The organism is Paenibacillus sp. FSL P4-0338, from assembly GCF_038002365.1.
Taxonomy (GTDB): domain Bacteria; phylum Bacillota; class Bacilli; order Paenibacillales; family Paenibacillaceae; genus Paenibacillus_AQ.
Map to the genome: position 1 here is coordinate 2,016,513 of NZ_JBBOCG010000002.1, position 20,661 is coordinate 2,037,173.

The following is a 20,661-nucleotide window of genomic DNA, read 5'->3' on the forward strand; positions in this document are numbered from 1 at the left end:
AGTGGCGAACCCGCATCTGCTTGCTGCTTGAGGGCCGGAAGGAGGAACGGCAGGCATGGATGTACTTGAAATGGTAGAGATCAGCAAGAGCTTCCCCGGTGTGAAGGCGCTGGACCATGTGAACTTCAAGGTGAAGCAAGGGGAGATTCACGCCTTATGCGGGGAGAACGGCGCAGGCAAATCCACGCTGATGAAGGTGCTGAGCGGACTGTATCCGGCGGGGACATATGAAGGCGAAATCCGTATCGGTGGCGAAAAGAAGGCGTTCCACAAAATAACGGACGCGGAGCAGGCCGGTATTGCGATCATTCATCAGGAGCTGGCGCTTGTGAAGGAGATGACGGTCGGCGAGAATATTTTCCTGGGGGCAGAGCCGGTGAAGCGCGGGGCGATCCAATGGAATGAACTGTACCATCAGGCTTCGCTGTGGCTGAAGAAGGTGGGGCTGAACCTGTCGCCGGATACGAAGATCGGCAATCTGGGCATCGGCCAGCAGCAGCTCGTGGAGATCGCCAAGGCGCTCTCCAAGCATACCCGGATTCTTATTCTGGATGAACCGACAGCAGCACTGACCGAGAGCGAGGTGTCCATCCTGATGGGCATTCTGAACCAGCTGCGGCGCGAAGGAGTGACTTGTGTCTATATCTCCCACAAAATGCCCGAGGTGTTCGCGCTGGCCGATTCGATTACCGTGCTGCGCGACGGGCGGACGGTGGCAACCCTGAACCGCCAGGAGACGAACGACGATCAGGTGGTCTCACTGATGGTCGGCCGTGAGCTGACGGAGCGCTATCCGCGAGTCCAGCATTCACCCGGAGACAAGGTGCTTGAGGTCGCAGACTACAATGTCTGGCACCCGGAGAAGCGCCAACAGAAGGTGCTCCGGGATATTGGATTCACGCTCCGTCAAGGCGAGATTCTGGGCATTGCCGGGCTGATGGGGGCTGGGCGGACAGAGCTGGTCAGCAGCCTGTTCGGCGCGTATGGCGGAAGAAGCGAAGGCACGGTGCTGATCGAAGGCAAGGCGGTCAAGATCCGTTCAGTTGCCGAAGCGATCAAGGCCGGGATTGCTCTGGTCACGGAAGACCGCAAGCGCCAGGGGCTGGTGATGGGGATGGATGTCAAGCGCAATACGACGCTGGCCACACTCGGCAAGGTCTCAAGGTTCGGAGTGATCAATGAGAATGAGGAGATCAAGTGGTCCGAGCAGTACGTGAAGGATCTGAAGACGAAGACAGCTTCGCTGGAGACACTCGTCGGCACACTCTCCGGGGGCAACCAGCAGAAGGTGGTTGTCGGAAAATGGCTGATGAGTGACCCCAAGATTCTGATTATGGACGAACCCACCCGGGGCATCGATGTCGGGGCGAAGTACGAAATCTATAACCTGATGAACAAGCTGGTAGAACAGGGAGTAGCCATTATTATGATCTCCTCTGAGCTGCCCGAAGTACTGGGGATGAGCGACCGGATTCTGGTAATGTGCGAAGGACAACTGGTACGGGAATATGATTGGCGCGAAGCAACGCAGGAGAATATTATGCTGGCCGCCACAGGAGGCAGATAGAGATGCAGCTGCAAAAAGAGCTTAAGGAACCTGAAGCGGTTCCGGCCGCCGGAGGATCGCGAATGCGTACCCTGTTCGGCAAAATGGATATGCGTGCCTATACGATGATTGGCGCATTGATTCTGATTTGGGTCCTGTTCGGCGTGCTGAATCCTACCTTCCTGACCTCGCGGAACCTGTCCAATCTGTTCACGCAGATGTCGGTGACCTCTATACTCGCCATTGGCATGGTGCTGGTTATCGTGGCGGGCCATATCGATCTGTCCGTCGGCTCCATCGTCGGCTTGACCGGCGGGATGGCGGCAATACTCAGCAATTGGCTGGAGCTTCCCGCGATTGTAGTGATTCTGGGCACGGTGGCCGCCGGTGCGGTGCTGGGTCTGGTGCAGGGCTGGCTGGTCGCCTATAAAATGATCCCCGCCTTCATCGTCACCCTCGGCGGAATGATGGTGTTCCGCGGGGTGCTGATGGGCGTGACCGAATCCATGACCATTCCGGTATCGGATCCGGTGCTGGCGCTGCTCGGCAATGCTTATTTTGCCTCCGGCTTCGGAATCATACTTGGCGTACTCGCAGTGGCCCTGCTGCTGTATAGCGCGTTCACGAAGCGGCGCTCCCGCAAGAAATACGGGTTCACCGTCGCCCCCCTCGGCATGGATATCGCGAAGGTAACCGGACTGTCCCTGCTGGTGGTAGTTTTCGTGGCCTTGATGAACAATTACAAAGGCATTCCGTTCCCGATCATCTTCGTCATTGTGCTGGCAACTATTTTCTACTTCCTGTCCACCAAGACGACCTTCGGCCGCCATATCTACGCCATCGGCGGCAATATTGAGGCTGCGCGGCTCTCGGGCATCAACATCAAGCGCAAGACGATGCTGGTCTTCATCCTCAGCGGCCTGCTCGGCTCCATCGCCGCGATCGTGCTGACCTCCCGCCTGGCCTCGGCGACCATTACCGCAGGCAATATGGCCGAGATGGACGCCATTGCCGCCTGTGTCATCGGCGGAACCTCGCTGATGGGCGGAGCCGGAACGGTCATCGGTGCTCTGATCGGAGCACTGGTCATGACCTCGCTCGATAACGGCATGTCGCTGATGGGACTGGAGTCGTTCTGGCAGTATGTGGTCAAAGGCTCGATCCTGGTCATTGCCGTCTGGCTGGATATTTCAGGCCGCAGCAAGGGTGTGAAGTAGGAAGGGGCTGTAGCAGCCGCTTAAGCATACAGAGCAAATAAGCCGGCAGGGATGTTGTCCCTTCCGGTTTGTTTGTTGTAGTAAGAAACTATACCATGCAACTGCGAAAAACCGAACACAATCACTACTGGCAAGGGTACGTGGGCCAATGTATGCGGAAAACCGAATATAATGTGTCGTGCGGAGGTGAGTGGGCGGGATGTATGCGAAAAACCGAATATAATATACCAGTGCGCTGTGAAAGAGCCCAGTGCAGGCCAAACGAGCCAATGAGGTGCACTAGTGCCCCTGAATTCCTCGGATGAGGGCCGAACGAGTATATGTGGTGCACTAGTGCACCTGAATTCCTCAGATGACGGCCAAACGAGCCAATGAGGTGCACTAGTGCCCCTGAATTCTTCAGATGAGGGCCAAAATGAGCTAATGAGGTGCATTAGTGCACCTGAATTCCTCGCATGACGGCCAAACGAGTAAATGAGGTGCACTAATACACCTGAATTCTTCAGATGAGAGCCTTACGAGCTAATGAGGTGCACTAATACCCTGAATTCGCGGATCCCGCTATTCCACAATAATCTTAGCAGTCATTCCGCTATGGCCGGAACCGCACATGATGGCACAGGTCATCTCGTAGGTTCCCGCCTTCTCAGGAAGGACTACCTCAGAGGAATTCTTGGCGTCCAGCCGCAGCTTCATCTCAGGGATTAGTATGCCGTGATTTCCGCTCTCATTTTCGAAGGTGATTTTGACAGGGACGCCCTTCTTCAAATGGTATTCCGGCTGGTCAAAGCTATAATTGGTGGCCGTAATGACGAGTTCTTCCTCGGCCGTCAGATTGCTCCCGGCTGCTGCATTGTTAGCGCTCTCAGAATTGCTGCTGTTGCCTCCGCAGGCCGTTAGCAGAAGCGCAAATATAATAGAACACAGAATAGCCGACTTCCTGATCATGTGCATCCTCCTCATCTACTTGGGCAATTGACCTTAGCATAGCCTAAATCGCTCAAGTTGTCTTGAGCAATCTATGAAAAGGAGTCTAGCCGCCGCTGTCATCACCACTGCAAACTTTGTCGAATTTTGCAAAAATATGATGCAAAAGTGTTTAAAATTAATTATAATTAAGCCTAATATAATTAAAGCTTCATATTATTCGGCTAGAAGCAGGGGAGTCAGATCATTATAGATTACGCATTGCAAAGTGCTGAGAGATGGCACCGGAGAATACTGTACGGATACTGGATCATCGTACTCTGTCTGCTGCTTAGCCAGTTCCTGTATATGCTGTACTCCCGTTCTGATAAGATGCAGACGATATTCAGTCCCGGCAAAGGGCATATGTTCATAGTCTGCAACCTGATGATTATCCTCGCTATGGCCTCTGCCGAGGTCTGGCTGCGCCGCTCGCTCCGTTATCATAAGCAGGCGGTTGTGGTCTGCAGCTTCATGGTTTCCTATCTGATGTATTTTGTGCTTGAGCCTTATGTAGACGGTGCGCAGATGACGTTGATGATGCCGATTATGCTGGCCCTCATCTATTTCGACCAGCGGCTGCTGTATTCGCTTGGAGCGTTCAGCACTGTATTCTACGGGGGGATCTATTTCGGGCTTGAACGGCCGCTGCTCGGCAAGCCGCTGCTGGAGTTTGTGCTGGTGGAGTGTGTGTATGTCGTCTTCGCCCTGACGGCGCAGGCAGTGATCCTCCGTGGCCGCGAGACGCGCGAATATCTGGAGCAGCTCACCAAGTCGGAGCAGGAGCTGATGGTGGAGCGGGCGATCTCGGACAAGCTGCTGAAGATAGATGCGTTAACCGGCCTGTATAACCACAAGACATTCCATGAATACCTGGATTCGCTGCTGGAGCAGTGTGAGAGCAACGGATTGAGGCTGCAGCTTGCGTTAATTGACATCGATAATTTCAAGCAGGTTAATGACAGATACGGACACTGGGTGGGCGATCTGGTGCTCAAGGAGGTGGCGGCCAAGATGGGCAGCCTGATCGGGTTGAATGACTTTGCGGCAAGGTATGGAGGGGAAGAATTCGCAGTGATTTTTACGGATAAAAGCTTTCAGGAAGCCTACGCTGCTCTCGAGCAAATGCGTATCAGCATTGCTGCCATGTGCCATCCGTATGCCGGGAACAAGCCCATTACTGTCAGTATCGGACTGAGTAACTACCAGCTTGGAGACGGCAAGGAGCTGTTGTTCCGCAAGACGGACGATTCGCTGTATACGGCCAAGCGCGGCGGGAAAAATGCTGTAGTGACCTCAGCGGTCACTTCCGTTAAAGGGCATAAACTTACAGAAAACCCCCAAATTCCGGTATAGACCGGGAGCTGGGGGTTTCATTGTCTGCACGTTGTCTTGCGCCGCTATTTGCCTGCTTCAAACGGAGTGGATACCGGCAGGAACAGATCGATGATCCCGATGACCAGTGCGGCAAGCAGGGCACCAAGCACCGAGACACTGACACCGCTGACGACAAACTGGGCAATCCAGATGACTAGGGCGCTGACCAGGAAGCCGACGATACCGCGTCCGAAGGGCGTTGTTTTTTTGCCGAAAATGCCTTCAACGACCCAGCCGAGCAGAGCGATCACCAGAGCAAGCATGAATGCACTCCAGAATCCCCCGACCGTAAACTGCGGAACAATCCAGCCGACCACCATCAGCACGATTGCTGCGACCACGAACCGTACTACATGAGCTAAGAATCTCAATGAACTAACCTCCTTTGGCGTTGGCTTAAGGAAATGTGCGTTGTTATTGTGGCCCGAAGGCAGATTTCTATGCCCAGAAATCATACCCAAATAGCGAAAATGGGCTAAATTAGGTATAATGGTTCCATCTATGAAGGGAGCTGTGACAGTAATTGGACGACAAAATTTTGCATACGCTTGAATATCGCAAGATTTTAAATAAATTGATGCAGTATACGCAGACGCCGATGGGACGGCTGACCGCCGAGCTCCTGAAGCCTTCCGGTGATTTCGAAGGGGTGAAGAAGCTCCTGCAGGCAACGGATGAGGCGGTAAATGTTGACAGGTTGAAGGGAATTCCTTCATTCGGCGGCGTGACCGATATCCGTCCTGCGTTGAAGCGTGCATCAATTGGCGGAATGCTTGGCACGGCAGAGCTGCTTGCGGTAGGTAACACGATTGGCGGGGCCCGCCGGGTGAAGCGGTTCATCCATGCCATGCATGACGATGAGAGCATTCCTTCCCTCTTCGCACAGAGTGATCTGCTGTCGGAGCAGAAGCCTGTTGAGGATGCCATCCGCATGTGTATTGATGAGAACGCCGATGTAATGGATTCGGCGAGCACGGAGCTTGCCACCCTCCGCCGCGAGCTGCGCGGGGGTGAGACACGCATCCGTGAGAAGCTGGATTCGATGATCCGCTCGTCTTCGGTCTCGAAGATGCTGCAGGATCAGCTTGTGACGATCCGTGGTGACCGGTTCGTCATTCCGGTCAAGGCAGAGTACCGCGCCCACTTCGGCGGTATTGTGCACGACCAGTCGGGCTCAGGGGCAACGCTGTTCATCGAGCCGGAATCCATTGTGGCGATGAACAACAAGCTGCGGGAGACGCGGCTGCGCGAAGAGCGTGAGATCGAGATCATCCTGCACCGGCTTACTGCGCTAGTAGGCGATATTGCCGAGGAGATGGCTTATGATATCGACATTCTCGGCGAGCTGGACTTCATCTTCGCCAAGGCGCGTCTTGCACGCGACCTGAAGGCTACCCAGCCGCGGATGAATGACCGCGGATACCTGCGGCTTCGCAAGGGCCGCCATCCGCTCATTCCGGCGGAGCAGGTTGTGCCGCTGGATGTGGAGCTGGGCAATGATTACCGCTCCATCATCGTGACCGGACCGAATACGGGCGGGAAGACCGTGACCCTGAAGACGATCGGCCTGCTCAGCCTGATGGCGATGTCTGGCCTCTTCATTCCGGCCGAGGAAGGCAGCCAGCTGTGTGTCTTCGATGCGATCTACGCCGACATCGGCGATGAACAGAGTATTGAGCAGAGCCTTAGTACCTTCTCCAGCCATATGACGAATATTATATCCATTCTGAAGCGGATGACACCAAAGAGTCTGATTCTGCTCGATGAGGTCGGTGCAGGAACAGATCCGGCCGAAGGCTCCGCACTGGCGATAGCAATTCTGGAGAATATTCACCGGACGGAATCTCGGATGGTTGCCACTACACATTACAGTGAACTGAAGGCATACGCTTATGAACGGGCAGGCGTTATTAATGCCAGCATGGAATTCGATGTGCAGAGCCTGAGTCCTACTTACCGGCTGCTGGTCGGTGTGCCTGGACGAAGCAATGCGTTCGCCATTGCTGAACGCCTCGGGATGCCAAGTGCGATCCTTGAGCATGCGCGCGGTGAAGTGAAAGAAGAGGATATGCGCGTTGAGCATATGATTGCCTCCCTTGAGGAGAACCGCCTCACCGCAGAGAACGAACGCATACGGGCGGAAGAGATTCGCCGTGAAGCGGAGGAGTTCCGTAAGCGGCAGCAGCAGGAGCTGGAGAAGCTTGAAGGCTCACGCGACAAACGCCTCGAGAAGGCAGAGAAGGATGCCAGCGAACTTCTGGCCAAGGCGCGCAAGGAAGCCGAGGAAATTATCAGCGACCTCCGCCGCCTGGCACTGGAGGAAGGCGCATCCGTCAAGGAGCATAAGCTGATCGAAGCGCGCCGCCGGCTGGATGAAGCAGAGCCTGCACCACGCAAGAAGGCTGTGACGCGCAGCACGGTCAAGGCGCCGCGCAAGATTCAGCCAGGGGATGAAGTTAAGGTAGCGAATGTGAATCAGAAGGGCCTTGTGGTTGAGCTGAGCGGCACTAAGGAAGCCGTTGTACAGTTCGGTATCATGAAGATGAAGGTCAATCTGAGTGATCTGGAGTTCCTGGCTTCCGCACCGGATGCTCCTCCGCCGGCTCTGCGCAGGGCCACAACGGTCAAGCGTACACGCGATGAGAATATCCGTAGTGAGCTTGATTTGCGTGGTGCGAACCTGGAGGAAGCCATTATGGAGACCGACCGCTTCATCGATGAAGCTTTTCTCGGTAATCTGGGTCAAATCTCCATTATCCACGGCAAGGGGACGGGAGTCCTGCGGACAGGAATTCAGGAATATCTCCGCAAGCACAAGCATGTCAAAAGCTATCGGCTCGGGAACTACAATGAAGGCGGCGCGGGTGTGACGGTAGCTGAACTGGAGTAACGCCCTTAGTCCGGCAGAAAGAGGGAAAAGAGTGCAGGATAATATTGATCTTTTGCTGGAACATCCGCTGGGGGCGCTGCTAGGCTACTTCACTGTCGCCATATTGGGGCTGGTCGTCTTTCTGTCCTTCTTCGAAATGGTGACGAAATACAACTGCTGGGAAGAAATCCGCAAGGGGAATGTGGCCGTAGCTATGGCAACCGGAGGCAAAATCTTCGGAATCTGCAACATCTTACGTTTCAGCATTGAAGCAGGGGCATCAATCTATGAGACGATGAAATGGTCGGTTGTAGGCTTTTTGCTGCTGCTGCTGGCTTACTTCCTGTTCGAGTTTTTTACTCCGGTCTTTTCAATTGATGAAGAGATTGCTGCGGATAACCGGGCCGTAGGACTGACAGCTATGCTGCTCTCCATATCCTTGTCCTATGTTATCGGCGCGGCCATATTCTGAATTAGGGGGCAGGGAGATGAAGCTGCTGGTTCGGATTCTGTTTTTTTCAGCCCTGGCTTTTATAGCGGCCGGCATTATATATTTAACGGTGAATTGAACCGAATGTGAGTAAGCGAAGGAGATTATACAGATGGAGACAACAGTTTGCCCATGGTGCCATACCGAGATTGTATGGGATGAGGAGTTTGGACCCGAGGATACCTGTCCTCATTGCAATAACGAGCTTAGCGGCTACCGCACAGTGACGATAGGTGCAGAGGATATAGAGGATGAAGAGCCGGATATGCAGGAAGCTTCCGGGGAGGAAGAGATCAGCGACGATAATTTGTGGGATGACGACGACAAGGATAGCGTGGTGCCTGTATGGGGTACGCTGAGCCAGTTCGGCGATGATTATGATCTGAAGCGTTATGAGGACAAGGTCTCGGGCTTGCTGGCTGCCCAGCTGGAAGCGCCGGAATGTCCGCAATGCCATGAGCTGATGCTTCACTCCGGTACGCAGCAGGTGGATGGGTTCACCCCGGCAACGCCGGAAGTACTGGGCGGTGCAGCCGTGCTGAAGCCTCCTTTCGCGCTGAATTTGTACGTCTGTCCTTCCTGCTTCCATGTCCAGCACAGTCTGGCGCAGGAAGACCGCATCCAGCTTGTCCGCAATCTCAGCACCGCAGCCGAATAAAGATCGGATTCATGCTTTCCCTGCCGTCTGGACATGTTAGTGATAGATGAAGTGTCTTAGGACGAGCAGGGAGGGTTAAGCATGAGAGGTTCAGAACGGGCACAGGCGGCGCTGCTGCTGGCCGTAGGCGGACTATACCTTCTGGCTACAGTGCTAGCAGGGACGTTCCTCAACGTATATCTGTGGAAAAGCCGGCAGAACTTCGCCATGATCGGCTGGTTCACCGTGGCCCAGCAGCTTGCCGTGGGTCTCAGCTTCTGGCTGGGCGGCAAGTGGGTGAAAGAACATAACAAAATGAATGCCCTGCGGCTGGGAATTGCCGTATCGGGCTTTTTTTATTTGCTGGTGCTGTGGCTGCAAGGAGAATCGGTGCATTTCATTTGGCCGCTGGGCGGGGTCCTCGGGCTATCGATCGGGCTGTATTGGCTGGCGTTCAACATTGTTTTCTTCGAGATTACGGACGCTGTGAACCGCGATTTCTATAACGGGTGGATGGGTCTGCTGGGTTCCCTGACGGGAATAGCCGGACCCTGGGTGTCCGGCTGGATGATCTCCCGCTGGCAAGGCGGACAAGGCTACCGTATGGTATTCATACTGTCGCTCTGTATCTATGGGGTGGGTGCTGTGCTAAGCTTCTGGCTTCGCAAACGGCCGCGCGGCGAAGCCTATCTCTGGCTGGAGCCCTGGCGCGAGCTTACCCGCAGGCGCAGCCCTTGGCGTCCAGTTGCGGCTGCGCTAGTGTTCCAGGGCATCCGGGAAGGCGTATTCTCCTTCCTGATCGGTCTGCTCGTCTACATTGCAGCACAGGAGGAGAGCAAACTGGGACAGTTCGCCCTGCTGACCTCCGCCGTCTCCCTGATCAGTTATTATGCTGCAGGCAGATGGTTCAAGCCCCGTGCCCGGCTCGGCGGTATGCTGGCAGGCAGTCTGCTGCTCATCGCTTTCCTTCTTCCGTTGCTGTGGAAGGTGAACTTTACCACCCTCCTAATCATGGGAATCGGGACCTCGCTCTGCCTGCCGCTCTACATGCTGCCGATGCTGTCCACCAGCTTCGACCTTATGGGAGTGTCCGAGGAGAGCGCCGGCAAACGCGTGGAATTGGTAGTGCTAAGGGAGCTTAGCCTGATGAGCGGCCGCCTCCTTGGTCTGCTGATCTTCATCGCTGTGCTGTCACTGGACCAATCCCCGCAGACGATCACGCTGCTAATGCTGCTGCTGGGCGCTGCGCCGCTGGGGAGTTGGGTGGTGGTGCGGAGGGTGCTGGGGCAGAGGGGGAGGGTCTGATTGTTTTCATCAAATATCTAGGAATCGGGTGGGGAGATGTACGAGTTTCATGGCTGGGCTACGATCCGGGAGACGTTTGGAGAAGAAGACGCTGGAAATTTAGAGTTGGTGTTCAAAAATATACAAAACTTTATCTTAGAGTTGGGTTGGAGTGCTGGACTCTTAAAAGTCTATGCTGCAAATGGGACGTATCATCTTGCTGTAGGAGGATTTTTGAATCACAAAAGTTTCGAGGCCGGGGAGATCCTTGAGCTATATCAATTCATCGCAGACCAAGCACCGGGTTCTTATGGCTTACTCTATACAAGAGATGATGAGGATATCGAAGGCTACGATAACGAGTTCAAAGTATTCGTACTAGCCCGCGGAACTTTAAGGCGGCAAGAGGATGCGTGGTTATCACCGTTTGTTCCGGTCGTGGAGGATGGCATATTACAGTGACCAAACAGGAGAGGATTCAAATGTTTGCAATGAGTGTAGATGAAGTTAACTTAGAAATCAAGAAAATCAATACGTATTTAAGCCGATGCTTATGGATGGATTTTGAATTTTGTCGCATGGATGCAGGACAAATTGTTTTGTCAGGCAGCATCGACCTAAGTAGTAATGAATATGTGATAGATATTAAGTTTGAAGAACCGTATTTTGTTTCAACTTTATTTTTATGGCATGCAGATACAGCCAAAGTTTTTATTGAACTAGCCAATACTGATGAAATCATTGTAATGAATCAAAAATACAGGGTGGAAATAGGAAATTACATTTTCAAAGTCAGTGTAGAGGGTTTTGAGAACCCGCCTATTTTTATAGCAGCCAAAAAAATATCATTCAAAATCTTAGAAGAACCTTCTATTTCTGTTGAACATACATAAGAAGCTTTACTTTAGATAAATGGCGAGGTGAGAGAATGTTCTCAATTGAGGTCAAGACAGCGTTCTTCATCAAGGTTGCCAACATCGTTGCTATTGAAGGAAAGCCAAGTGGAAATCTTGAGGGGAAATTTCTTCATGATGAAACCGATAATTCTAAATCTTATTTAGTGAAGGAAGTTGCACTGGTCAATAGTAATGAATACATTAGTCCTACAGAATCCATGACAATACAATTAGAGCCAGGCGACTATAATGCTAACGATTTAATAGGTGGAAAATTAATTAGCGGCGTTTAACAGGTCGATTATTAGATGCCTCTATAATTTGATTTGATAGTAATGTGCAAATATTTGAAGGAAATGTTATTAGATACTAAAGAAATTAGGTATATTAAACGAATCATATCTCTAGCTGAGAGATTTAAAAAACTTGCGTGCATAAAAAATGCTTAGATTTTTATAACCCAAATATCCCTATTCCGCTGTACAACAGGTTGATTATGGTCATTTTTCACCATGTCCGACCTGTTTTTTTGTTATGTCAGTTTTCTAAGCCTAGTAGAATTAAATTACGTGGTGCTAAGATAAAAGGAGTGAAGAAATGCAAGTCAAAGATTCCATGTTCATGATGGCAGTGGGTATACCATGTGCAGCATGAGATTTTAAGCGGAGGTTTCAAATATGTTTAAAGAACTAGATATCCTTTTATCTGCCGAAACAACAGTGGATTCTTGGTACGATGATGGCTGTGTCATAGCTGGTGAGATACTTTCAGAGTTTAGCCCAATTGATTGGATTGAATTGTCTAATCAGATCCTTAGCAGGCCAATAGAATGGCAGAGAAAAATAGCATATTGCTTGGATAACAAGTGTAGTGTTCATGAACTTAACATTCTAATCCCTTTTGCTCAATACTAATGATGAAGATTTATTCGAGGTATGCATTGACACTCTAAGAAGTTATTCAAATCAAGAAAGTGAAAATATGATATTGGATAACCCCCAGATTCTACAACGTGTAAATGACTTACTCACTACTAGCTAGCATACCAGTAATTAGCTGCGTTTGAAAAAGTATTGCTAAAAGGAACTAAATTAACTGGAGTTCGGGGGCTAGAGGACACTTTTATAAAAAACATCAATATTGGGACGCCAGAACAACCAAATATTTTAGTAGGTGAAAAAGCTAGAGGATGGTTACAAGATAGTATTTAGCCCTTTAACATTAGATAAACTTTCAAAAGCCCTTTCCCACTTGAATGATGAGTAGGAATGAGCTTTTTGCATATCTAATATTAAAGAAGGATGAAAGGAATGGCATAACAAGTACAGACAGTAGCAGAGGAGTTAAGACGTTCAAGTCGGGGGAGGTGCTGAGTATAATGATTACGGTAGTAAAAATTGCTATTGATACAAATTTTAATTATTTTGGGCCGAGTAGACCTACTATATCTCCATTTGTAATCTCTTATTTCGATTTACATGCGGGAGACATCGTAATTGGATTTCAAGATGATCAGGAGTGGGAAGGAAGTATTGGATATGCTCCAAACTGCCCAGAAGAGATGGAATGGTATTTGGATTTAAATGGAAGTGTAGAGTATTCTGTTACAAAAGAAAGGGAGCAAGGGAGGGACGAGGGAAGAAGAGCATCCTATCCAATCGGTGAACTCAGTGGTGAGGTTGCAGTAGTAAGCAAAATGCTTTCCGATGGAATAGATATTGATAAGGTACTTAACTATACCAGGCTTTCACGAACAAGGTTAGAAAACATTAAGAAAGAGTTATCTGAACAAAACGAGAAATAATGAGCCTTTAAAACCTTGATTGGCCCATGCTATTTAAGTTTTCCCTTTGCCTTAGCAATCTAAGATGTATGGATAATAGTATAAAAGGAGCATTATAGATTCAGCACCAGATAGGCTCAAAAGTACCATTTGCTGATGAGGTGAAAGCTATGGAAGATTGGAGAAGTATTAAAATACCCGGTATTGCATCGATACGAAAATGTGTCGCTGAATTTGAAATTCAGGAATTAGAGAAAACGCCATATTCAAAATTTAAAGTGAAAATCTTTGAAGGGGTAAAGGGAGAACTAACAGGGTATACAAATCTTTTGATAAATGATACTGATGGTTGCCCCTACCCTGGCGTAGGACGGGGTTTTACCATCGAGGATACACTGAAAAATACTTTAATAAATTTCCTTGAGACACTTAGTCAAAAAGAATTATGGCATAAAGATGAATTTACAATTGCAGATCCATCCGATTTTTAGTTAATCAACAACCTTTCCATTTAGAAGTAATCTCAAAGGCGGCTGTATTTCAAAACATAACTAACATTAATTTTGATGATTTTCTTAAAAACTTGGACAACTCCTGAAGAATGTTTAAGCAGATGTATCGATATACTAAGTTTTACTCAAGGTGCATTATCTTCCAATAATAAAAAGATATCTCAACCATCGGAACCCATATGTTCGTGAATCTGCTGTATTCACAGTCAAAGAAATATTAGGATAACCTCTCACGTTGATGATTAGAGAACACCAGGAGGAGTAAGGAAAACCATACCCTCAGGAAACTCTAGGAAAACCATATAGGAGTGTAATCAATGGAGATTTTAAGATGGTTACAAGAATGGTACACCACACAATGCGATGGAGAATGGGAGCATGGCGGTGGCATTAGAATTAACTCTATTGACAATCCCGGGTGGCATGTTGTAATTGCTTTGGACGGATTAGAGGTGGAGTATAAGCAGATGGATGTAGTACGAGTAGAGCGAACGGATGATGACTGGATTTATTGTAAAAAACAAGATGGATGTTTCACTGGTGCGGGCGGTCCGGGGAATCTTGAGGAAATACTAAACATTTTTTATCAGTGGGCAACAATTAATACATAAGGAGAGTGAATGGAATTATTATTTATAGCATAGCAAATGAACCAATAAAACTTAATGTTGATTCCCTTGAACACTCAAACTTAGATAACCTTGACTTGCATAGAGCTATACTAAATAAAAAGAATTTATGTGGAGCAAGTTTAAGCGGAACCAATTTACGTGGTGCAGAGTTAAGAGAGGCAAATTTAAGCAGAGCGAATTTAACAAGTGCTTTGTTAATGGTGACGATGCTTGAAAGATCTATATTGGAGTCTTCAAACCTTACAAATGCCAAGCTAACAGGAGCTATCTTAAGAAATGCTAACTTAAATAACGCTAATTTAGTTGGAGCTGATGTATGGAAGACTGATTTTAAAGATGCAAAATTAATGGGAGCTAATATGATGTGTGAAAGGATACAAGATTGCCTTTTAGAAGGTGCCTTATTCGATGATAACACCGTTTGGCCATTAGGGTTTGACCCCTTGGAATACGGAGCAATTAAGGTTGGAGATAAACACTCCTAAGGAATAAAGCCTTCAGGAAAAACCGCTATTGTTCCATTGCTGCTTCTCTAGGATGGACCTGGATTGGAGAAAAATATGGATTTGTTGAAACTATGCGATCTAAAGGAAGTAAATGAGAGCCGTATTGAGTTTGACTATTATGTTCCTTTTAGTATTGAAATAGGAAATAAGAATTCACTAGCAAACGAGGATACTGTGTATTGGAGAACAGGAGATATAGAAAAATCGTTAATAGAATTTGGAATAGGCTCAAAAACAGGGGTACTTAGAAATCTAACATTAACCGCAGACAAAAATGCAGTATTAAATGATGTGGTCATTAAAAGTAATAAATTAGTTGAAGCTACTCCTTTTTTTGATTTAGGAATCATTCCTGATAGTGGAATATATGATTGCATCAATGATTTTCAAGTATGTTTGGAAAAAGAAGCGATCACAACGATCATTGGTGAAGCAGATAAATGCCATACCTTAGTCAGATTTGGAAGAACGAACATTGGTTTTATTTATGAGAATTATATCACTCATGTGACCGTGAATAAATTAACTATAGATGAGTATAGGGAATTGAAGAACGCATTGAAATTGTGAATGGAGTGATACCTTGAAGAAAATTAATCAGACAGAGTTGAATATTCTTATTCAAGATCACAATAGTGCCATAGAATACTTTAAAAGTAAATGTATGATGGATAAAATTTAACTAATACCGTCACATAAGCCAAGACCACACCAGCCCTCCTTGCCATTAGTCAAAATCCCTTTCCACTGCTTCTTGCAATAGCCTAAATTCATTCCTATAAAATTCAATCAAGCCGTCCCGCTTCATCCATGCCAGCTCTCTGGATAGGGCGCTGCGGTCTACGTCCAGATACTCGGCCATCGCTTTCCGGTCAAAGGGAATTGTAAAAGTCTCCGTTCCCGTTTCGCGCACAACTCTTGTTAAATAAGTCAGGACCTTATCGCGAATAGTCGGCATAATCAGACAATCATTCCGGTCATGCAGTTCTAACGCCCGTTCGGCGATACTATCGAAAAGATTACCAAGTAATTGTTCGTGTGCTATACCTAACTTTGTGCAAGGGCTCAATATGTTTTGGACCGGAATAAACAGAACCTCAAGTGGTTCTATTGCCTGTATTGACATTGGGCATCTTCTTCCACGGCTGGCAGCTGTTAGTACAGCGGTATATCCACCAGGATAATGGAGGGATACAATAATTTGTTTTCCTTTGACGTTCAATTTCGTACTTTGAGCGGTACCCTGCAATATGATGCCGACATCATCGACGAAATCCCCCTCACGGACCACCATCTCATCTTTTGCATATTCTTTCTGCGTGGCTGACAGACATTCAAGCATTTGGGGAATATCATCTGGAGAAATCCCTGAAAATAAACGTGATTGACAGAGGGAAGCTAAGTTATTCTGAGCGGCCTCGCGTTGCATGTGCAACATCCTTTTTCTTTTTACTATACTATATTAATTATACATACACACGAAGTTTAGCCACCTTGTCTAAGGTTAGAACGGAGGAAGAACAATGCAAGCGAAAGAAGATTCAATCAAAGCGAGAAACCGGCTGTTAGCCACTAAGGTTATTAAAAATCTGCAAAGCAGAAAATTTGAAGCCTATTACTGTGATAACGCCATTGAAGCTGCAGAAAAGGCGCTATCCTTAATTCCGGAACAGTCTTCGGTATCATGGGGCGGGTCCGTCACGCTTGAGGAAATCGGGCTTCTTGATCGGGTACGTCAAGGCAGTTATAGAGTCACTGACCGTGATACAGCACAGACGATGGAGGAACGTTATGACCTCATGCGCCAATCTCTTTTGTGCGATACCTATTTAACCAGCTTCAACGCGGTTAGTGAGGATGGGATATTGGTTAATATCGACAGTGTGGGCAACCGGGCGGCAGCGATTACTTTTGGACCGAGAAGTGTGGTTGCTGTCGTGGGGATGAATAAGGTGTGCAAGACCGCTGAAGACGCAGTAATCAGAGCCAGAACCTATGCCGCCCCCATTAACGCAAGCCGTTGTTCAAGTTCGTCCAGCCCATTCTTACATTCACCGCAAAAAACGCCCTGCCTGGTCAATGGTGCTTGCGCAGATTGTAAATCGGATGATTGTATCTGTTCTTACATCGTCGAAACAAGAATGTGTAAAACAGCGGGGAGAATTAAGGTTATCCTCGTTGGTGAATCTTTGGGATTTTGAAAAAGAACTAATAGCGGCTTTAGGGTAGGAGAATCTCCTCTATCCCAAGCCGTTTTTTCTATTTGGGAGGAAAGTTGATCTAAAGTTAGACTGAATAGCAGACTCAGAATATACTGATAGGAGCAGCATTAGAAAAAAGTTCGGAGGCAACCATCTAAATGACAACTGTGCGAAAACAACTGGAGCGGACGACAGATGCAGAAGAGAGAATAATCATCGCCCATTACAATGATCAAACGGTCAGAGTCTACCAAGCATATAATCATAAAATTGCAGATGAGGTATCAGAGTTTGGGCAATTCGGGCCTTCTTTCAAGATAGATAGAATGACCTGGATCAAGCCTTCTTTCTTATGGATGATGTACCGGTCAGGGTGGGCGACCAAAACGGATCAGGAGCGGATATTGGCGATTGATATTACCAGAGAGGGCTTCAATCATATTTTGTCTCAGGTGGTGCTGTCCTCATATGATCCTGACTTGTATGCTTCCCAAGAGGAGTGGCAGACGAAGTTACAAGCTTCCCAAGTGAGATGCCAATGGGACCCGGATAGAGATATCCATGGGAACAAATTGCCGCGAAGAGCCATTCAGTTAGGTCTCAGGGGCGATATGGTGCATAAATTCATCTACGAATGCATAGTAGAAATCACTGATATTACTGAGTTTGTAATCGATACCAGAGAGGCGATACAATCCGGGAAGTTCAGCACGGGGGTGTTGCCGAAGGAGACCCCGTATCCTGTGGAGAATTCTATTGAACGAACCTTAGGAATTATTTAGTAAGACAAGGAGAACCCATGAACATTAGAGTGTTGATCGTAGAGGATGACCCGATGGTGGCGAAGTTTAACCGGCATTATCTGGAGCAGGTTGCGGGCTTTGAGTATGCGGGCTGGGCGGCGACAGGGGATGAGGCGATGACTATGCTGGAGAAGGAGCAGGTAGATCTGGTGCTGCTGGATATTTATATGCCGCGTGTCAGCGGGCTGCAGCTGCTCTCTGCTCTGCGGGAGCAGGGGAGCAAGGTGGATATCATTGTGATCTCCGCCGCCAGCGACAATGCCAGCATCCGCAAGGCACTGCAGAACGGGGCCGTGGATTATTTGATCAAGCCGTTCGAGTTTGCACGGTTTCAGGCGGCCTTGTCGGCGTATCGTGAAGATTATAAGCTGATGCACAAGGAGCATCTCAGCCAGGAGCAGCTGGATAAGCTGCTGCGGCATTCGCTCGGGACGGAAGAGGAGCAGTCCGCTGCCTTGCCGCTGCCCAAGGGACTTGCCGAAGGCACACTGGAGAGCATCTGGAGCACGATTAACCGGCTGGAGAGCCGGGTGTTCTCCACAGAGGATATCAGCAGCCATGCGCCCATCTCGCGGATCTCGGTCCGCAAATATCTGGCTTTTCTGACGGAGGCAGGCATTCTGGAGATGGAGCTTAGCTACGGGGCAGTAGGCAGGCCGGTGTATATGTATAAGGTGAGACCTGAAGGGCATGAACTTATCCGTAAATATCTATAGGCTTTCTCTATAAAATAAAACGGAGTCACGGTGTCCCGAGGCTGCCTCAGGCGTTCCATGACTCCATATAGCCTTCACATTAGCTGTGAAGGTTATTAAGCTATGCCATACATAAACGTGCGCAGAATCAATCGAAGGCCTGCTGCAGAGCCAGCGGACTGAACTCGTTAATGATTTTGTAGGCTACCAGGTGCGGGTTGTTCATGTCATTGTCGTAGATAATCATGTGATGCTTGCCCTTCAAAATAATGTCGAACCGCTGCTTCCGGTCGGCCTGCACGATGGTCATGTAATAGCTGTACTTGTTGTCAGTGTTGACATTGCGGGCGGATTTCATCAGGCGGACACCAGAGAAATCATCGTAGATCCGCTTAATCGCTTCCGGCTCGGTGAGCACAACATCCTTCTGTTCACCGGGAACAGAAGACAGGCGGGTAATTTCCAGTGCAGCGATATCTTCCAGACGGATGGTTCGGGCAACTACTCTTTTGAATGAAGTATAGCGGCTTGCGGTGTAGCTCATCAGGGAGACACCGGCTGCTGCCAGAACAGCACCGGCCAGCCAATATTTTTCGCTTTTTTCCATAGTTTCTGTTCCTCCTAGTGATACGGTTGTATAAGCTCCAATTATAAATCTATAACCACATTCAAGCAAATTCACTACCTTTATTTACTTTATCATTTCTTTAATTACTAAATATTCTAGTGAGGGCTCCTTCAGGTTATGATGATTGTGAAAATATGCACAATGACAATTGGAGGAGAACAGAATGAACAGAAAGAGATGGGGAAGTCTGCTGGGCAAAGGGTTGCTGCTGGCAAGTCTGGTGGTATTGCCTGCATGTAACAGCACCAAAGGGGAGTCTACGGACATTGTAATTATCGGCGGCGGCGGCGCGGGAATGACTGCTGCCATTGAAGCGCATAATCAGGGAGCTAAGGTGATACTGATCGAAAAAATGCCTATGCTTGGAGGCAATACCGTCCGTGCGGAAGGCGGATTGAATGCGGCAGGAACACCTTATCAGGCAGCGGATGGCATCAAAGACAGTCCGGAGCTGCATTTCGAGGATACCATGAAGGGCGGCAAGAACCTTAACAACCCGGAACTGGTCAGAACGCTTACGAACGGTGCGGCGGCTTCCGTGGAGTGGCTGAAGGAGAATGGAGCCGAGCTGTCTGAAGTGGGACGCGCAGGCGGGGCAAGCGTGAACCGGATTCACCGTCCGGCAGGCGGGGAAGCGGCAGGGAATTTCATCGTAGTCGCGCTGAAGAAGAAGCTGGAGGAATACAAGATTGATGTGCGCCTGCGGACGACTGCCGATGAGATCGTCAAGAACAAGGACGGCATGGTTACCGGGGTGAAGGTGACGGATAAGGATGGCAAGCAGTACACGATTAGTGCCAATTCTGTTATCCTGGCGGCCGGCGGTTTTGGCGCCAACATGGACATGATCAAGGGGTACCAGCCGAAGCTGGAAGGGTTCTCTACGACTAACCATCCAGGCGCAACCGGCGATGGTACAACGATGGCAGAGAAGATCGGCGCCAAGCTGGTAGACATGAAGGAGATTCAGATTCATCCGACCACCATTCCGAATCAAGGCGTGCTGATCACGGAAGGGGTACGCGGAGACGGTGCAATTCTGGTCAATAGCGAAGGCAAGCGATTCACGAATGAACTGCTGACCCGCGATGTCGTGTCCCAGAATATTCTGGCCCAGTCCGGCAAAGTAGCTTACCTGATCTTCAATGATGAGCTGCGTGCGAACCTGAAGGCAACCGAGGTTTACTTTGGAATGGATCTGGTCAAAGAAGCGGCAACTCCTGAAGAATTGGCGGCACAGATTGGTGTAGACGGCAAAGCACTGGCAGATACACTGAATACGTATAATGGCTTCGTTGCTTCCGGTAAGGATACAGAGTTTGAACGGCCGGATCTTGAACTGTCTTTTGAAAAAGGTAAATATTATGCAATTCAGGTAACACCGGGAATCCACCATACCATGGGCGGAGTAGCGATTAACACTCAGGCACAGGTGCTGGATACCAAGGATCAGGTCATTGCCGGACTGTATGCTGCGGGCGAAGTAACCGGCGGGGTACACGGCGCCAACCGTCTGGGCGGGAATGCACTTGCAGACATCACCACCTTCGGCCGGATTGCAGCGGATGAAGCTGTGAAGGCACTTAAGAAATAGAAACTTTCCAGAAGGAGGAATTACT

General features: G+C 49.0%; 24 protein-coding genes. 20 read left to right on the top strand and 4 right to left on the bottom strand.

The window, feature by feature from the left end:
• Positions 1-55 precede the first annotated feature (55 nt).
• Both MKZ07_RS32710 and MKZ07_RS32715 read left to right on the top strand, forming a co-directional pair.
• Complete coding sequence (locus MKZ07_RS32710) at positions 56-1,567, top strand: xylose ABC transporter ATP-binding protein (protein WP_341029650.1); 1,512 nt, start codon at positions 56-58, stop codon at positions 1,565-1,567.
• Between the two features lie 2 nt (positions 1,568-1,569).
• Complete coding sequence (locus tag MKZ07_RS32715; RefSeq protein WP_036696703.1) at positions 1,570-2,763, top strand: sugar ABC transporter permease; 1,194 nt, start codon at positions 1,570-1,572, stop codon at positions 2,761-2,763.
• 561 nt (positions 2,764-3,324) lie between these two features.
• On the opposite strand, the gene MKZ07_RS32720 is transcribed toward MKZ07_RS32715, so the two are convergent.
• A complete protein-coding gene (locus MKZ07_RS32720; RefSeq protein ID WP_341029653.1) occupies positions 3,325-3,711 on the bottom strand; it encodes a cupredoxin domain-containing protein in 387 nt (128 codons plus the stop codon).
• A 240-nt stretch (positions 3,712-3,951) separates the two neighbouring features.
• On the opposite strand from MKZ07_RS32720, the gene MKZ07_RS32725 reads away from it, so the two are divergent.
• Positions 3,952-5,085, top strand: coding sequence for a GGDEF domain-containing protein (locus tag MKZ07_RS32725; protein WP_341029655.1), 1,134 nt, complete (start codon positions 3,952-3,954; stop codon positions 5,083-5,085).
• A 44-nt stretch (positions 5,086-5,129) separates the two neighbouring features.
• Here MKZ07_RS32725 and MKZ07_RS32730 read toward each other — a convergent pair whose 3' ends face one another.
• Positions 5,130-5,477: a phage holin family protein gene (locus MKZ07_RS32730; RefSeq protein WP_036696706.1), complete on the bottom strand. Its 348-nt coding sequence runs from the start codon at positions 5,475-5,477 to the stop codon at positions 5,130-5,132.
• A gap of 152 nt (positions 5,478-5,629) precedes the next feature.
• Between MKZ07_RS32730 and MKZ07_RS32735 the strand changes: the two genes are divergently transcribed.
• The 13 genes from MKZ07_RS32735 (at position 5,630) to MKZ07_RS32795 (ending at position 15,285) form a co-directional block, all read left to right on the top strand.
• Complete coding sequence (locus MKZ07_RS32735) at positions 5,630-7,996, top strand: endonuclease MutS2 (RefSeq protein WP_341029657.1); 2,367 nt, start codon at positions 5,630-5,632, stop codon at positions 7,994-7,996.
• Between the two features lie 31 nt (positions 7,997-8,027).
• Positions 8,028-8,447, top strand: coding sequence for a DUF350 domain-containing protein (locus tag MKZ07_RS32740; protein WP_036696710.1), 420 nt, complete (start codon positions 8,028-8,030; stop codon positions 8,445-8,447).
• A gap of 130 nt (positions 8,448-8,577) precedes the next feature.
• A complete protein-coding gene (locus MKZ07_RS32745; RefSeq protein ID WP_341029658.1) occupies positions 8,578-9,123 on the top strand; it encodes a hypothetical protein in 546 nt (181 codons plus the stop codon).
• Between the two features lie 81 nt (positions 9,124-9,204).
• Positions 9,205-10,407 (top strand): MFS transporter, encoded by a 1,203-nt coding sequence (locus MKZ07_RS32750; RefSeq protein ID WP_341029661.1) that lies wholly within the window; start codon positions 9,205-9,207, stop codon positions 10,405-10,407.
• A 36-nt stretch (positions 10,408-10,443) separates the two neighbouring features.
• Positions 10,444-10,848 (top strand): Imm7 family immunity protein, encoded by a 405-nt coding sequence (locus tag MKZ07_RS32755; RefSeq protein WP_036696715.1) that lies wholly within the window; start codon positions 10,444-10,446, stop codon positions 10,846-10,848.
• Positions 10,849-10,868: 20 nt separating this feature from the next.
• Complete coding sequence (locus tag MKZ07_RS32760) at positions 10,869-11,279, top strand: hypothetical protein (protein WP_051493719.1); 411 nt, start codon at positions 10,869-10,871, stop codon at positions 11,277-11,279.
• A gap of 35 nt (positions 11,280-11,314) precedes the next feature.
• Positions 11,315-11,575 carry a hypothetical protein gene (locus tag MKZ07_RS32765; RefSeq protein ID WP_341029664.1) on the top strand — a complete coding sequence of 87 codons (261 nt, stop codon included), beginning with the start codon at positions 11,315-11,317 and terminating at the stop codon, positions 11,573-11,575.
• 384 nt (positions 11,576-11,959) lie between these two features.
• Complete coding sequence (locus MKZ07_RS32770; RefSeq protein WP_235218471.1) at positions 11,960-12,196, top strand: hypothetical protein; 237 nt, start codon at positions 11,960-11,962, stop codon at positions 12,194-12,196.
• A gap of 464 nt (positions 12,197-12,660) precedes the next feature.
• Positions 12,661-13,086: a hypothetical protein gene (locus MKZ07_RS32775; protein ID WP_341029667.1), complete on the top strand. Its 426-nt coding sequence runs from the start codon at positions 12,661-12,663 to the stop codon at positions 13,084-13,086.
• Between the two features lie 149 nt (positions 13,087-13,235).
• Positions 13,236-13,556, top strand: a complete 321-nt coding sequence (locus MKZ07_RS32780) for a hypothetical protein (protein ID WP_036696719.1) — start codon at positions 13,236-13,238, stop codon at positions 13,554-13,556.
• Between the two features lie 338 nt (positions 13,557-13,894).
• A complete protein-coding gene (locus tag MKZ07_RS32785) occupies positions 13,895-14,188 on the top strand; it encodes an immunity 53 family protein (protein WP_341029670.1) in 294 nt (97 codons plus the stop codon).
• A gap of 5 nt (positions 14,189-14,193) precedes the next feature.
• Complete coding sequence (locus MKZ07_RS32790; protein ID WP_341029671.1) at positions 14,194-14,694, top strand: pentapeptide repeat-containing protein; 501 nt, start codon at positions 14,194-14,196, stop codon at positions 14,692-14,694.
• A gap of 63 nt (positions 14,695-14,757) precedes the next feature.
• Positions 14,758-15,285 (top strand): hypothetical protein, encoded by a 528-nt coding sequence (locus MKZ07_RS32795; RefSeq protein ID WP_341029672.1) that lies wholly within the window; start codon positions 14,758-14,760, stop codon positions 15,283-15,285.
• 157 nt (positions 15,286-15,442) lie between these two features.
• Here MKZ07_RS32795 and MKZ07_RS32800 read toward each other — a convergent pair whose 3' ends face one another.
• Positions 15,443-16,144: a Crp/Fnr family transcriptional regulator gene (locus MKZ07_RS32800; RefSeq protein ID WP_036696723.1), complete on the bottom strand. Its 702-nt coding sequence runs from the start codon at positions 16,142-16,144 to the stop codon at positions 15,443-15,445.
• A 94-nt stretch (positions 16,145-16,238) separates the two neighbouring features.
• On the opposite strand from MKZ07_RS32800, the gene MKZ07_RS32805 reads away from it, so the two are divergent.
• The 3 genes from MKZ07_RS32805 to MKZ07_RS32815 all read left to right on the top strand — a co-directional run bounded on the left by MKZ07_RS32805 (position 16,239) and on the right by MKZ07_RS32815 (position 18,435).
• On the top strand, positions 16,239-16,916 hold the full coding sequence (locus MKZ07_RS32805; protein WP_036696725.1) for a lactate utilization protein: 678 nt from the start codon (positions 16,239-16,241) through the stop codon (positions 16,914-16,916).
• A 158-nt stretch (positions 16,917-17,074) separates the two neighbouring features.
• Entirely contained in the window at positions 17,075-17,698 is a 624-nt protein-coding gene (locus MKZ07_RS32810; protein ID WP_341029673.1) for a DUF4291 domain-containing protein, read from the top strand.
• Positions 17,699-17,715: 17 nt separating this feature from the next.
• The gene (locus tag MKZ07_RS32815) at positions 17,716-18,435 is read left to right on the top strand and encodes a response regulator (RefSeq protein WP_036696726.1); all 720 of its coding nucleotides are present in this window, start codon (positions 17,716-17,718) and stop codon (positions 18,433-18,435) included.
• Positions 18,436-18,562: 127 nt separating this feature from the next.
• Here the strand turns inward: MKZ07_RS32815 and MKZ07_RS32820 are convergent, their stop codons facing one another.
• Positions 18,563-19,021 carry a hypothetical protein gene (locus tag MKZ07_RS32820; protein WP_036696728.1) on the bottom strand — a complete coding sequence of 153 codons (459 nt, stop codon included), beginning with the start codon at positions 19,019-19,021 and terminating at the stop codon, positions 18,563-18,565.
• Between the two features lie 184 nt (positions 19,022-19,205).
• Between MKZ07_RS32820 and MKZ07_RS32825 the strand changes: the two genes are divergently transcribed.
• A complete protein-coding gene (locus MKZ07_RS32825) occupies positions 19,206-20,636 on the top strand; it encodes a flavocytochrome c (RefSeq protein WP_036696729.1) in 1,431 nt (476 codons plus the stop codon).
• The last annotated feature ends 25 nt before the right edge of the window (positions 20,637-20,661 follow it).

What these genes read in the sequence shown, in the direction of transcription:
- MKZ07_RS32710 (WP_341029650.1), top strand. Translation starts at nt 56, where the DNA reads ATGGATGTACTTGAAATGGTAGAGATCAGCAAGAGCTTCCCCGGTGTG.
- MKZ07_RS32715 (WP_036696703.1), top strand. Translation starts at nt 1,570, where the DNA reads ATGCAGCTGCAAAAAGAGCTTAAGGAACCTGAAGCGGTTCCGGCCGCC.
- MKZ07_RS32720 (WP_341029653.1), bottom strand. Translation starts at nt 3,711, where the DNA reads ATGATCAGGAAGTCGGCTATTCTGTGTTCTATTATATTTGCGCTTCTG.
- MKZ07_RS32745 (WP_341029658.1), top strand. Translation starts at nt 8,578, where the DNA reads ATGGAGACAACAGTTTGCCCATGGTGCCATACCGAGATTGTATGGGAT.
- MKZ07_RS32750 (WP_341029661.1), top strand. Translation starts at nt 9,205, where the DNA reads ATGAGAGGTTCAGAACGGGCACAGGCGGCGCTGCTGCTGGCCGTAGGC.
- MKZ07_RS32755 (WP_036696715.1), top strand. Translation starts at nt 10,444, where the DNA reads ATGTACGAGTTTCATGGCTGGGCTACGATCCGGGAGACGTTTGGAGAA.
- MKZ07_RS32760 (WP_051493719.1), top strand. Translation starts at nt 10,869, where the DNA reads ATGTTTGCAATGAGTGTAGATGAAGTTAACTTAGAAATCAAGAAAATC.
- MKZ07_RS32765 (WP_341029664.1), top strand. Translation starts at nt 11,315, where the DNA reads ATGTTCTCAATTGAGGTCAAGACAGCGTTCTTCATCAAGGTTGCCAAC.
- MKZ07_RS32770 (WP_235218471.1), top strand. Translation starts at nt 11,960, where the DNA reads ATGTTTAAAGAACTAGATATCCTTTTATCTGCCGAAACAACAGTGGAT.
- MKZ07_RS32775 (WP_341029667.1), top strand. Translation starts at nt 12,661, where the DNA reads ATGATTACGGTAGTAAAAATTGCTATTGATACAAATTTTAATTATTTT.
- MKZ07_RS32780 (WP_036696719.1), top strand. Translation starts at nt 13,236, where the DNA reads ATGGAAGATTGGAGAAGTATTAAAATACCCGGTATTGCATCGATACGA.
- MKZ07_RS32785 (WP_341029670.1), top strand. Translation starts at nt 13,895, where the DNA reads ATGGAGATTTTAAGATGGTTACAAGAATGGTACACCACACAATGCGAT.
- MKZ07_RS32800 (WP_036696723.1), bottom strand. Translation starts at nt 16,144, where the DNA reads ATGCAACGCGAGGCCGCTCAGAATAACTTAGCTTCCCTCTGTCAATCA.
- MKZ07_RS32805 (WP_036696725.1), top strand. Translation starts at nt 16,239, where the DNA reads ATGCAAGCGAAAGAAGATTCAATCAAAGCGAGAAACCGGCTGTTAGCC.
- MKZ07_RS32810 (WP_341029673.1), top strand. Translation starts at nt 17,075, where the DNA reads ATGACAACTGTGCGAAAACAACTGGAGCGGACGACAGATGCAGAAGAG.
- MKZ07_RS32815 (WP_036696726.1), top strand. Translation starts at nt 17,716, where the DNA reads ATGAACATTAGAGTGTTGATCGTAGAGGATGACCCGATGGTGGCGAAG.
- MKZ07_RS32820 (WP_036696728.1), bottom strand. Translation starts at nt 19,021, where the DNA reads ATGGAAAAAAGCGAAAAATATTGGCTGGCCGGTGCTGTTCTGGCAGCA.
- MKZ07_RS32825 (WP_036696729.1), top strand. Translation starts at nt 19,206, where the DNA reads ATGAACAGAAAGAGATGGGGAAGTCTGCTGGGCAAAGGGTTGCTGCTG.